8 protein-coding genes are annotated in these 12491 nt (G+C 62.9%); 4 read left to right on the forward strand and 4 right to left on the reverse strand.

What is annotated here, in order from left to right:
* Positions 1–3 precede the first annotated feature (3 nt).
* Positions 4–453, forward strand: coding sequence for a GNAT family N-acetyltransferase (locus ACOOE1_RS02645; RefSeq protein WP_420404796.1), 450 nt, complete (start codon positions 4–6; stop codon positions 451–453).
* A gap of 123 nt (positions 454–576) precedes the next feature.
* On the opposite strand, the gene ppdK is transcribed toward ACOOE1_RS02645, so the two are convergent.
* The 4 genes from ppdK to ACOOE1_RS02665 all read right to left on the reverse strand — a co-directional run bounded on the left by ppdK (position 577) and on the right by ACOOE1_RS02665 (position 8780).
* Positions 577–3264: a pyruvate, phosphate dikinase gene (gene ppdK, locus ACOOE1_RS02650; protein WP_420404797.1), complete on the reverse strand. Its 2688-nt coding sequence runs from the start codon at positions 3262–3264 to the stop codon at positions 577–579.
* A 196-nt stretch (positions 3265–3460) separates the two neighbouring features.
* A complete protein-coding gene (locus ACOOE1_RS02655; RefSeq protein WP_420404798.1) occupies positions 3461–4282 on the reverse strand; it encodes a universal stress protein in 822 nt (273 codons plus the stop codon).
* A 23-nt stretch (positions 4283–4305) separates the two neighbouring features.
* The gene (gene fdhF, locus ACOOE1_RS02660) at positions 4306–7086 is read right to left on the reverse strand and encodes a formate dehydrogenase subunit alpha (RefSeq protein WP_420404799.1); all 2781 of its coding nucleotides are present in this window, start codon (positions 7084–7086) and stop codon (positions 4306–4308) included.
* On the reverse strand, positions 7083–8780 hold the full coding sequence (locus ACOOE1_RS02665) for an NAD(P)H-dependent oxidoreductase subunit E (RefSeq protein WP_420404800.1): 1698 nt from the start codon (positions 8778–8780) through the stop codon (positions 7083–7085). Before ACOOE1_RS02665 ends, fdhF begins: the two co-directional genes overlap by 4 nt.
* A gap of 577 nt (positions 8781–9357) precedes the next feature.
* Between ACOOE1_RS02665 and ACOOE1_RS02670 the strand changes: the two genes are divergently transcribed.
* The 3 genes from ACOOE1_RS02670 (at position 9358) to ACOOE1_RS02680 (ending at position 12482) form a co-directional block, all read left to right on the forward strand.
* Positions 9358–10329, forward strand: coding sequence for a Bug family tripartite tricarboxylate transporter substrate binding protein (locus tag ACOOE1_RS02670; protein WP_420404801.1), 972 nt, complete (start codon positions 9358–9360; stop codon positions 10327–10329).
* A gap of 116 nt (positions 10330–10445) precedes the next feature.
* Positions 10446–10943: a tripartite tricarboxylate transporter TctB family protein gene (locus ACOOE1_RS02675; RefSeq protein WP_420404802.1), complete on the forward strand. Its 498-nt coding sequence runs from the start codon at positions 10446–10448 to the stop codon at positions 10941–10943.
* 21 nt (positions 10944–10964) lie between these two features.
* Positions 10965–12482 (forward strand): tripartite tricarboxylate transporter permease, encoded by a 1518-nt coding sequence (locus ACOOE1_RS02680; RefSeq protein WP_420404803.1) that lies wholly within the window; start codon positions 10965–10967, stop codon positions 12480–12482.
* Positions 12483–12491 lie beyond the last annotated feature (9 nt).

Below are 12491 nucleotides of genomic sequence, written 5' to 3' on the forward strand. Positions count from 1 at the left end.
GGCTTGATTGACTGGACATTCGAGACATTCGACAGTCTGACCTGTGCGGATCTCTACGACATCCTGCGCCACCGGCAGGATGTCTTCGTCCTTGAGCAGAAATGCTTCTACCCGGATATCGACGGCAAAGATCAGGTCGCGCGTCACCTGATCGGGCGCGGCGCGCACAGCACTTTCCTTGCCTATATGCGGATTCTCGGCCCCGGCGATTATTACGACGAGCCGGCGCTCGGACGCATTCTCGTGACGCCGGAAGCGCGCGGGCGTGGCCTTGCACGGACCCTGATGGACGAGGGGCACGCGCGGGCGCGAGCGCTCTACGGCGACGTGCCGCTGCGCCTGAATGCGCAGGCTTACCTGAAGGATTTCTACGAGAGTGTCGGCTATGCAATTGTCCGCGGCCCCTATGACGAGGATGGCATCCCGCACTACGAGATGCTGAAGGCGGCCTAGGGCGAACCTGATATCACGTAGTCCTCCCCGCCATACATGCGGGGACGACGATGATAAACGCAGTGTGTAGACAGAAACGCCGCCTCGAAGGGCGGCGATTTCATTTCACATGGTCCATGCAGATCAGGCCGCGCTTCGTGTTCCGGCCGCGTCGGCCTCGTCGATCGCCGCCTGCGCCGCTGCCAGCCGGGCAATCGGTACGCGGTAAGGCGAGCAGGAGACATAGGTCAGGCCGACCTCGTGGCAGAAGCGGACCGACTCCGGGTCGCCGCCATGCTCGCCGCAGATCCCCATCTTGAGGTCCGGCCGGGTCTTCTTGCCTTTCTCGGCGCCCATGCGCACCAGACCGCCGACACCGTCCCGGTCGATGGTGATGAACGGATCGGCCGGCAGCAGACCGCGCTGCAGGTATTCCTCGATGAAGGACCCCGCATCGTCGCGCGAGAAGCCGAAGGTGGTCTGCGTCAGGTCGTTGGTGCCGAAGCTGAAGAACTCGGCCGTCTCGGCGATCTCGTCGGCCACCATGCAGGCACGCGGGAGTTCGATCATGGTGCCAACCATGTAGTCGAACTCTTCGCCGCTTTCCTGCTTCACGGCATCGGCGATGCGGTGAACGATCTTCGCCTGGTCGTCCATTTCCGCCTTGCTGCCGACCAGAGGAATCATCACTTCGGGAATGGCCCTGATGCCGTCCTTCTTGACCGCGACCACGGCCTCGAAGATGGCGCGGGCCTGCATCTCGCAGAGTTCGGGATAGGTGATCGCGAGGCGGCAGCCGCGATGGCCGAGCATCGGATTGGCCTCGTCGAGTTCCGCTTTGCGGAGTTCCAGCGCGCGAAGCGAAACGCCGGCGGCGTCGGCCACGGCCTGCATTTCCTCTTCGGTGTGCGGCAGGAATTCGTTCAGCGGCGGGTCGAGCAGGCGGATGGTTGCCGGAAGCCCGTTCATGATGCGGAACAGGGCGGTGAAGTCGTCACGCTGGTATGGCAACAGCTTGGCGATCGCCGCGCGGCGCGCCTCCGGATCGCGGGCGAGGATCATCTCGCGCATGTGCACGATGCGCTCCGGGTCGAAGAACATGTGCTCGGTGCGCGAGAGGCCGATGCCCTCGGCGCCGAAATCGACCGCCGTCTGCGCATCGAGCGGGGTCTCCGCATTGGCGCGGACGCCGAGCGTGCGGAACTCGTCGACCCAGCCCATCAGTTCGCCGAAATCGCCGGTCAGTTCGGGTTTGATGGTGGCGACTTCGCCGCTCATCACTTCGCCGGTGGTCCCGTCAAGGGTGATGACCTCGCCTTCGGCAAACTCACGTCCGCCGGCCAGCATCACCTTGTTCTTGGCGTCGACCTTGATTTCGCCGGCGCCGGAGACGCAGGGCGTGCCCATGCCACGGGCGACGACCGCCGCGTGGGAGGTCATGCCGCCGCGGGTGGTGAGGATGCCCTCGGCCACATGCATGCCGCCGATATCCTCCGGGCTGGTCTCGTTGCGCACCAGAACGACCTTCTTGCCGGCCTTGGCCCATTCCTCGGCCTCGTCGGCGGTGAAGACGATCTGGCCGCTGGCGGCACCCGGGGAGGCGGGCAGTCCGCGGCCGACCACGTCGCGCTGGGCGTCCGGGTCGAGAGTGGGGTGCAGGAGCTGGTCGAGTTGCGCCGGATCGATCCGCTTGATCGCCTCGCGCTTGTCGATGACACCCTCGCGCACCAGGTCGCAGGCGATCCTCAGCGCGGCCTTGGCGGTCCGTTTGCCGTTCCGGGTCTGCAGGATCCAGAGCCGGTTCTGCTGGACCGTGAACTCCATGTCCTGCATGTCGCGATAGTGCCCTTCCAGCTTCTCGCGGATGGCGCAGAGTTCCTTGAAGACGTCCGGCTGAGCCTCTTCCATCGAGGCCAGCGTGCTGCCGCTTTCATGGCGCTCCTTGAGGGTGAGAGGCTGCGGCGTGCGGATGCCGGCCACCACGTCCTCGCCCTGGGCATTGACCAGAAACTCGCCGTAGAAATGATTGTCGCCGGTCGACGGGTTGCGGGAGAAACAGACGCCGGTGGAGCAGTCGTTGCCCATGTTGCCGAAGACCATGCTCTGGACGGTAACGGCGGTGCCCCATTCTTCGGGAATGCCGTGCAGGCGCCGGTAGGTATTGGCGCGCTGGTTCATCCACGAGCCGAAGACGGCGCTGATGGCGCCCCAGAGCTGCTCCTTCGGATCTTCCGGAAAGTCCTTGCCGAGGACCTCCTTAACCCGCGCCTTGTATTCCTTGACGATGGTTTTCCAGTCGTCGGCGCTCATCTCGGTGTCGAGGCTGTAGTCCTTGAGGTCTTTGTATTCGTCGAGGATTTCCTCGAAGTTGTAGTGTTCGACCTCAAGCACGACATCGCTGTACATCTGGATGAAGCGTCGGAAACTGTCATAGGCGAAGCGCTCGTCGCTGGTCTCCCGCGCCAGCGCCGCAGCGGTGTCGTCGTTGAGACCGAGATTGAGCACAGTGTCCATCATGCCCGGCATGGAGGCCCGGGCACCCGACCGGACAGAGACCAGGAGCGGTTTGTCGGTGGAGCCGAAGCCGCGGCCGAGCTGGGCCTCGACTTCCTTAAGGCTCGCCTCGACCTGACTTTCCAGATCACCCGGATAGGTCCGGCCGTTGGCGTAATAGTGCGTGCAGACCTCGGTCGAGATCGTGAAACCCGGCGGGACCGGCAGGCCGAGGCTGGCCATTTCGGCCAGATTGGCGCCTTTGCCGCCGAGCAGCTCGCGCAGTTTGGCCGAACCGTCGGCCTTTCCAGCTCCGAAATTATACACCCACTTGGCCAAGTCGCTCTCTCCAAGTCATGGTTCCGGTGCCTTGCGTCCAGGGCACTCGCGTCCGGGACGCACGGCACCGTCTGATTGTTGCACCTGCGAAGGTGCAACGGGACGCAAGCTGTTTACTCAAAGAAAGGCGCCGTTGAAAGCAAAGAGTCGCGGTCTGAAGCCTAATTTGACCCTTTCGTGACGCTTGGCCGCACGGTCAGTGCGCCATGAGGACCGGGACGCTCATGTTCTCGAGCACGTCCCGCGTCGTGCCGCCGAAAATATCCTCACGGATCCGGGTGCGGCTGTAGGCGCCCATCACCATGATGTCCGGATCGGTCTTGGCGCAGTGAGCAAGGATCGTCCTGCCGATGCCGCCGTCCTCGCGAAGCACGACCTGCCGTGCGTCGATACCGTGACGGCGCAGGTGGCGCAGAATGTCGTGTCCGCCATCCGGCGGCGAGTCGTCCGGCACCACGGTCACGATGTCCAGACGCTTCTTTGTCTCCAGGATTTGCATCGCGTCCGTCAGTGCGCGGGCGGCCGGGCGGCTGCCGTCCCAGGCGACGACGGCGAACTCGTTGAAGGCACGGTCATTGTAGGCCGTCGGCACGATGATCACCGGCTTGCCTGAAAGCAGCACCACGTCTTCGGGCCGCAGCAGATCGGCGGTTCCACTGCCGGAGCTGACCTGCCCGGTCAGCAGGATGTCGAAATAACGGGCGGCCTTGGCAAGGACACGGGTGGGCTCGCCCTTCTCCGCACACCAGTCACCGTTGCTCGTGTAGCCGAGCGCCTTGAGATCCTCGCGGAACTTGGCCTCGATTCCGGCAATATTGTCGGCCTCCGCCTTCTTAAGGGAGTCGAGGGTGCTTTCCGGGATCCATTGACGGGTCAGGCTGTCCAGTTTCATCGGTGGGCTGACATGAAGGCCGGTGACGGTCGCGCCGTACTTGTGCGCCATCCGTACAGCCAGACGCAGGGCCGCACGTGAGCTTTCACCGCCGTTGAACGCGACGGCCAGATCCTTGATTGCCATTCGTCCTCCCCTTGCCGCCTGGTTTACTCCGCGGCTTCGACATTTTCCGACAGCGCCTCGAGTTTGGCTGCGCAGAACTTGAACTCGGGGATCTTGCCCATCGGATCAAGCTGCGGGTTGGTGAGCAGGTTGGCGGCCGCTTCGGCGAAGCAGAACGGGATGAAGATCATTCCTTCGGGTACATCCACGTCCTGACGCGCCTTGAGCGTGACTTCTCCGCGGCGCGTCGAAACCCGGACATAGTCGCCGGCAGAGACACCGAGCCGCTTCATGTCCCAGCGGTTCAGGCCGGCGATCGCTTCCGGCTCCAGCATGTCCAGGGTCGCCGAGCGTCGCGTCATGCTTCCGGTATGCCAGTGCTCGAGCAGGCGACCCGTGGTCAGGACCATCGGATAATCCGCATCCGGCAGTTCGGCCGGAGGCGTCACTTCGGCGGGAACGATCCTGGCCCGCCCGGAGGCGGTCGGGAAACGGTCGCCGAAGATAATGTCGTTGCCCGGCTTGTCGGGCGCATCGCACGGGTAGGTGACGGCGTCCTCCCGTTCCAGCCGCTGCCAGGTGATGTTTTTCAGCGACGGCATGACCTCGGTCATCTCGGTGAAGACATCGGCGGGATGGTCGTATTTCCAGTCCAGTCCAACGCGACGCGCCAGCTCCTGCACCAGTTCCCAGTCCTGACGGGCCTGGCCCGGAGCCGGCACGACCGGCCGGGCGATCTGGACCTGCCGGTTGGTGTTGGTGAAGGTGCCCCATTTTTCGGCATGCGCCGAAGCCGGGAGCACCACGTCGGCATGCCACGCGGTTTCGGTCAGGAAAATGTCCTGCACGACCAGATGTTCCAGCTTGGCGAGTGCCGCGCGGGCGTGGCTCTGGTCGGGGTCTGACATTGCCGGGTTTTCGCCGAGGATGTACATCGCCTTGATCTCGTCGGCGAGGATCGCGTCGATGATCTCCACCACCGTGAGACCCTTCTTCGGGTCGAGCTCGGTGCCCCAGAACTCCTCGTAGCTGGAGCGGATCTCCGCGTCCTCGACCGATTTGTAATCGGGGAAGACCATCGGTATCAGCCCGGCGTCAGAAGCGCCCTGCACATTGTTCTGGCCGCGCAGGGGATGCAGGCCGGCGCCGGGGCGCCCGATCTGGCCCGTGGTGAGTGCCAGCGCGATCAGGCAGCGTGCATTGTCCGTGCCGTGGATATGCTGCGAGACCCCCATGCCCCAGAAGATCAACGAGGCGGTCGAGGTGGCGTAGAGCCGGGCGACCGAGCGGACTTCTTCGGCTGCGATGCCGCAGATTTCCTCCATCTTCTCCGGCGAGAAGTCCTTGATGCTGGCCTTCAGCGCCTCGAAACCCTCGGTATTCGCGGCGACATACTGTCGGTCGTAGAGTTCTTCCTCGACGATAGTGTGCAGCATGCCGTTCAGCAGGGCGACGTCGGAACCGGGCTTGAACTGCAGCATGCGGGTGGCATGACGCGACAGGCCGTTGTTCTGGCCGCGCGGATCCATGACGATCAATTCCTTGCCGCGCATCGCCGCGTTTTTCAGGAAGGTGGCGGCTACCGGATGGTTCTCTGCCGGACGGGCGCCGATGACAATGATGCAGTCGCTCTGCTCCGCTGCCGTGAAGGGGGCCGTCACCGCACCGGAATTCAGGCCTTCCATAAGGGCCGCCACGGAGGAAGCGTGGCAGAGCCGGGTGCAGTGGTCGACATTGTTGGTGCCGAAACCCTGACGGATGAATTTCTGGAAGAGGTAGGCCTCCTCGTTCGAACACTTTGCCGAGCCGAAACCGGCAAGCGCGCCACCGCCGTCGCGCTCATAGACCTTCTTGAGGCCCGCTGCCGCGCGGTCCAGGGCTTCCTCCCAGGTCGCCTCGCGGAAATATTTCGATACTTCGCCGCGGTCGATCTGCTGGTCGCCCGCCTTCGGCGCGTCGTCGCGCCGGATCAGCGGCACGGTCAGCCGGTCCGCATGGTGAATGTAATCGAAGCCGAAGCGGCCCTTCACGCAGAGCCGATTGGTGTTGGCCGGCCCGTCGCGGCCGTCGATATGCAGGATCTTGTCGTCCTTCACGTGGACGCGGGTCTGGCAGCCGACGCCGCAATAGGGGCAGAGCGTATCGACCACGCGGTCGGCGTATTCCGTGCGCTTGCCGGTCTTGTCCAGCAGGTTTGCTTCCATCAGGGCGCCCGTCGGGCAAGCCTGGACACACTCGCCGCAGGCGACGCAGGTCGACTCGCCCATGCCGTCGTCGAAATCGAAGACGATCTTCGAACCGTTGCCGCGATAGGCCATGCCGATCACGTCGTTGACCTGGACTTCACGGCAGGCGCGGACACAGAGGTTGCAGTTGATGCAGGCATCCAGATTGACCGCGATGGCGGAATGGCTGCTGTCGGCGAGCGGCTTGGTGCCGGCCGGGAACCGGCTGAAATCGCTGATCTGCATCGCGTCGACCCAGTTCCAGAACTTGGAGTCCGGATCGTGACTGGTCTCGCGTTCCGGCTGGTCGGCGACCAGAAGCTCGAACACCAGCTCGCGGGATTTCTTCGCCCGATCGCTTGCTGTGCTGACTTTCATGCCGCTCGTCGGGGTGCGGATGCAGGAGGCGGCGAGGGTGCGCTCGCCCTCGATCTCGACCATGCAGGCGCGGCAGTTGCCGTCCGCCCGGTAGTCCTTCTCGGGCTGCCAGCAGAGATGCGGGATCTCGACCCCGAGACGGTCCGCGACCTGCCAGATGGTCTCGTCCGGATTGGCGTCGACGGTTTCACCGTTCAACTCGAAAGAGATGCGCTCGCTCATTTCAGGTCTCCCGGAAAATATTTCATCACCGACTTGATCGGGTTCGGTGCGGCCTGACCGAGGCCGCAGATCGAGGCGTCCGCCATCACCTGGCCGAGCTCGCTCAGAAGGTCGGTGTCCCAGCTCGGCTGGCTCATGAGCTTGACCGCCTTCTCCGTGCCGTTGCGGCAGGGCGTGCACTGACCGCAACTCTCGTCCTCGAAGAATTTGAGCAGGTTGAGGGCGACGTCTTTCATGTCGTCCTGGTCCGAGAGGATGACAACCGCATGCGAGCCGACGAACGAGCCGTGCTCCTCGAGCTGGCCGAAATCGAGCGGGATGTCGGCCATGTCGGCGGGTAGAATGCCGCCGGACGGCCCGCCTGGCAGATAGCCCTTGAAGACATGGCCGTCCGCCATGCCGCCGCAATGCTCCTCGATCAGTTCGCGCGCGGTGGTCCCGGCCGGAACAAGTTTCACGCCGGGATTCTGCACGCGGCCGGAGACAGAATAACTTCGCAGGCCCTTGCAGCCGTTCTTGCCCTGGCCGGCAAACCAGTCCGCGCCGTTCTTGAGGATTTCCGGGACCCAGTACAGGGTTTCGACATTGTTCACCAGCGTCGGGCGGTCGAAAAGGCCGCGAACCGAAACGAAGGGCGGACGGTGGCGGGGCAGGCCGCGCTTGCCTTCTATCGACTCGATCATCGCCGACTCCTCGCCGCAGATATAGGCGCCCGCGCCGCGACGGAGATGGACCCTGGTGTGCTTCGAGAGTCCGGCTGCCTCAAGTGCCGCGATTTCCTTCAGCAGGATCTCGCGGGCCGCCGGATACTCGTCGCGGAGATAGATATAGACGTCCTCCGCCTCGACCGCCCAGGCGCCAATCAGCATGCCTTCGAGGAACTGGTGCGGGTTGCTCTCGAGATAGAGCCGGTCCTTGAAGGTACCCGGCTCGCCCTCGTCACCATTCACCGCCATGAGGCGGGGGCCTTTCTCGGCGCGCACGAAGCTCCATTTGCGACCCGTCGGAAAACCCGCGCCGCCGAGACCCCGGAGGCCACCGTCGGAGAGCGTCTCGATCACATCCTCGACACCGCGTCTACCAGACGTACAGGTCTCCAGGACCGCGTATCCGCCGGTCGCGCGATAGGCGGCGAGGTCCGTGTAATCCGGGATCTCGGTATGCAGATGGCCGTCTCGTGCAACCTCGAGCACGCCGACCGAGGTGCAATGATCCACATGCCGGTGACCGACCTCGGCCGTGGGGGCGAGATCGCAGCGTCCCATGCAGGGCGCGCGCAGGACCCGGATGTCGCTGCCGGCATCGCGCTCGAGCTCCGAAATCAGACGCTCCGCGCCGGCCAGGGCACAGCTGAGGGATTCACAGACACGGATCGTGACCGGGGCCGGGCGCTCCTCGCCGTCCCGAACGATGTCGAAATGGGCATAGAAGGAGGCAACTTCATAGATCTCCGCCATCGGGATCCGCATCTCGGTCGCGAGAGCATGCAGCATGCCGGCCGGCAGGCAGCCTTCGCTGTCCTGGACGAGGTGCAGGTGTTCGATCAGCAGGTCACGGCGCCGGGGGCGATCTCCCAGCAGGGCGCGGACCTTTTCGAGATCCTCCGCATCGAGGGTACGGCCTTTGTTGAAGGTCGGCGCCTTGCGGCGCCCCGATCCCGGGTGGATCTTCTGACCGGTCTTGATCTCATTCATTCCTGTCGGGCCTTCTTGTTGCTTCCTCAGCATCCCTGACGCTCTTGCGGCGCTTGGGGGGACTCTCCCATTCGCGTTCGGATGGAACGCTATCTGCGGGGCCGGTTCTTGCTTCGTCCGATCACGTCATCATTTCGCTTGTGAGCGTCGGATCAGTCCGTGTCGCGGGAGCAGCAGGATGCCCCACGCGGTTCCAATATCCACCCGTCTCGGTCGGTGCGTTCGCTCAAAAATCGAAAAACCGCTTTTCATTTATGTCTTCTGCCGATCTCGCTCTTTCGACCAACCTTATCGTGGCATCTTGTATACCATAGTCGCGTGGGCGCGGCCTGTCGAGTGCCGCGAAAAGGTGCGGAAACACGTAAAAAATCGAGCCGGAATCGCCTTGTAAAAGGATCGGAGAAGAGCTGGGAGCGGGCTTCCTAGAGAAACTGGTATACAAGATACGAGGCCTTGGTATACCATTTTTATGCCATGAAAAGTTGTTGGTCACCGCGAATAAAAGTGGGACTACTATATGGCGACGGGCAACAATAACAATCCAAAGTGCCCGTGAAACCACACTGGGAGGTGTTTTATGAAATTCTCAAGACGCAGTCTTTTGGGCCTGGCGGTTCTTGCTGGCCTCGGTTTCGGCGCGACGGCGCCGGCGCAGGCATTTGAACCCGTCAAGCCGGTCGATTTTATCATCATGGCCGGCAAGGGCGGCGGTGCCGACAAGATGGCGCGGCTGATGCAGACCATTGTCGAGAAACATAATATGGCGTCGAAGCCGCTGATCCCGGTAAACAAACCGGGCGGCTCCGGTGCCGAAGCACTTGTTCATGTCCAGAACGCCAAGGACCAGGACCACACCATCATGGTGACCCTGAACAGCTTCTACACCACGCCGATGCGTCAGCCGGGCCTTGGGGTCGACTCGCTTAAATTCGCGCCGATCGCGCGGATGGCGGAAGACACCTTCCTGCTCTGGGTCCACAAGGATTCCGGGCTCACCTCGTTCGAACAGTGGGTCGATCACGTGAAGAGCGTCGGTGACAAGTGGGTCATGGGCGGAACAGGAAAGCTGCAGGAAGACCAGCTGATCACAGACTTCCTGATGGCGAATTTCGGTCTGAAGATGAAGTACGTTCCCTACAAGGGCGGCGGCACCGTTGCCAAGCAGGTTGCGGGCAAACACATCAATTCCTCGGTCAACAATCCGTCCGAGATCGAAGGCTTCTTCCGGGCCGGCACCGTGCTGCCGCTGGTCTCCTTCACCGGCGAGCGCCTCGAAATGTTCCCCGATGCGCCGACCATGAAGGAAAAGGGCCACGACTTTGCCTACTACATGCAGCGCAGCGTGGTGGGGGCTCCGGGCATGTCCCAGGAAGCCCAGGACTATTACACCGCCCTGTTCAAGAAGGTGTATGACAGTGCCGAGTGGCAGGACTACCGCAAGAAGAAGAGCCTCCGCGGCGAATTCCTGACCGGTGACGACCTGCGCGATTACTGGAAGGTCAACAACGAGACACACCGTGCGATGTTGGCCAAGATGGGCGCCTCCTAACGACATCTGTACCTGCAGCCCCGAAGCGTGAGCTTCCGGGGCTGCAGGTCTAAGGGATCTCGACGGTATCCCGACGGTGTTTTCTGATCACGACTGAACGGGGAAGGTCGCCGCATATGCGTCGCGCGGAATTGGTCACGGCTGTCGTACTGGCAGCGTTTTCCATCTATCTCATGTGGAAGAGTACCGAGCTGAATATCGGCTGGGTCGAGTATGAAGGTCCCGGAGGCGGCGCCTGGCCGTTCTGGCTCGCCGGGATCATGTTGATCTGCAATATCTGGACGATCGTAAACTGGGTCCGTCGCGCCACGCCCCAGTCCCGCTCGGTCGAGCAGTTCATGGATGCGCACGCGATCCGGATGTTCGTGCTGGTCGGTGGCAGCGTCGTCGCGCTCGTCGCACTGGTGCATTTCATCGGCGTTTACGGCGCGGTCCCGGTCTTCCTGCTCTTCTATCTCCGGGTGCTTGGGCGCCACACCTGGCGGCTGACCCTGCCGGTGGCGGTGATTGCCCCGGTTGTCATCTTCTTTTTCTTCGATGTCGCGATGCGGATCGTGCTGCCCAAGGGCTATCTGGAGCCGCTCTTCTATCCGCTTTACGACATCTTCCTCTGAGAGCCGCGGGGAACCATACTAATGGAAATCATTCAGCATCTTCTCGACGGCTTCCTGATCGCGTTCGAACCGCTCAATCTCGGGCTGGTCGTCGTCGGCGTCACCGTCGGTCTGTTCATCGGTGCGATGCCGGGCCTCGGTTCGGTCAACGGGGTTGCGATCCTCCTGCCGCTCACCTTCCTCGTGCCGCCGACCTCGGCCATCATTTTTCTCGCGGCAATCTACTACGGTGCCATGTATGGCGGTGCGATCAGCTCGATCATGCTCGGGATTCCCGGGGCATCGACAGCGGTGGCAACGACCTTCGACGGGCGCCCGCTCGCGCTGAAGGGGCTGGCGGACAAGGCGCTGATCGGCGCTGCCATGGCGTCTTTCTTCGGCGGTACCGTTTCGATCATCCTATTCACCGGGTTTGCCCCGGCGCTCGCCAGTGTCGCACTCGATTTCGGAGACCAGGAGATATTCGCCCTGATGCTCCTTGCCTTCGCGACTTTCGTCGGGCTCGGCGGCGACGATATCCCGAAGACAATCTTCTCGATCTGCATCGGTCTGGTCTTCAGTGCTGTCGGAATGGACATCATCAGCGGTACCCCGCGCCTGGTCTTCTTCGACATCACCGGCTTCCTGCACGGCATCAATTTCCTGGTTCTGGCGATCGGGGTCTACGGTATCGGCGAGATGCTCTGGACCATCGATTCCACGCGCGGAAACCCGACGATGTCGAGAGTCGAGATCTCGGCGACCCGCACCATCTCGCACATGAAGGATGTCGTGAGGGAGTGGAAGCCGGCCTGGATCGGTTCACTGCTCGGCTTCTTCGTCGGCATTCTGCCGGCGGCCGGAGCCACGCCCGGCTCTCTGATGGCCTATGGCATCTCCAAGATGACCTCGAAGAACCCGGACGGTTACGGCAAGGGTGAGGTCGGCGGCGTCGTCGCGCCTGAGGCGGCAAACAACTCCGCCTCGACCGGCGCCATGCTGCCGATGCTGACCCTCGGCATTCCTGGCTCGCCGACGACCGCGATCCTGCTCGGCGGCATGGTGATCTGGGGCATGGTCCCGGGCCCGCTGATGTTCGTCGAACAATCCGATTTCGTCTGGGGCCTGACGGCCAGCCTCTATGCGGCGAACTTCTTCGCGGTGGTGATCAACATCCTCTTTATTCCGGTCTTTCTCTGGGTCCTGAAGATGCCGTTCACGATCCTGGCGCCGGTCATCTTCGTGCTATGTGTGGTCGGTGGCTATGCGCCGACGGAGGATATGCACGATGTCTGGCTCATGGTCGGTTTCGGCTTCGGGGCCTATCTGCTGCGCAAGCTCGACTATCCGCTCGCGCCGGCCGTGCTGGCCATCGTGCTTGGTCCGATCGCGGAGCCGGCCCTGCGCCAGAGCCTGATCATCTCGGGCGGCGATGCCACGGTGTTCTTTACCCGTCCGATCGCCGGGCCGATCACCGTCATCGCGATCATTCTTCTTTTCCTGCCGCTGGTGCAGATGATCCGGAAGAAGCGCAGGAAAGCGAAAGAAGCCAACATCTAGTCTCTCGCG

This window comes from Nisaea sp., assembly GCF_965216895.1.
Taxonomy (GTDB): domain Bacteria; phylum Pseudomonadota; class Alphaproteobacteria; order Thalassobaculales; family Thalassobaculaceae; genus Nisaea.

Coding starts and splice junctions, on each gene's coding strand:
- ACOOE1_RS02655 (WP_420404798.1), bottom strand. CDS start 4,282: ATGGCAATCAAGGATCTGGCCGTCGCGTTCAACGGCGGTGAAAGCTCA.
- fdhF (WP_420404799.1), bottom strand. CDS start 7,086: ATGAGCGAGCGCATCTCTTTCGAGTTGAACGGTGAAACCGTCGACGCC.
- ACOOE1_RS02665 (WP_420404800.1), bottom strand. CDS start 8,780: ATGAATGAGATCAAGACCGGTCAGAAGATCCACCCGGGATCGGGGCGC.
- ACOOE1_RS02670 (WP_420404801.1), top strand. CDS start 9,358: ATGAAATTCTCAAGACGCAGTCTTTTGGGCCTGGCGGTTCTTGCTGGC.
- ACOOE1_RS02675 (WP_420404802.1), top strand. CDS start 10,446: ATGCGTCGCGCGGAATTGGTCACGGCTGTCGTACTGGCAGCGTTTTCC.
- ACOOE1_RS02680 (WP_420404803.1), top strand. CDS start 10,965: ATGGAAATCATTCAGCATCTTCTCGACGGCTTCCTGATCGCGTTCGAA.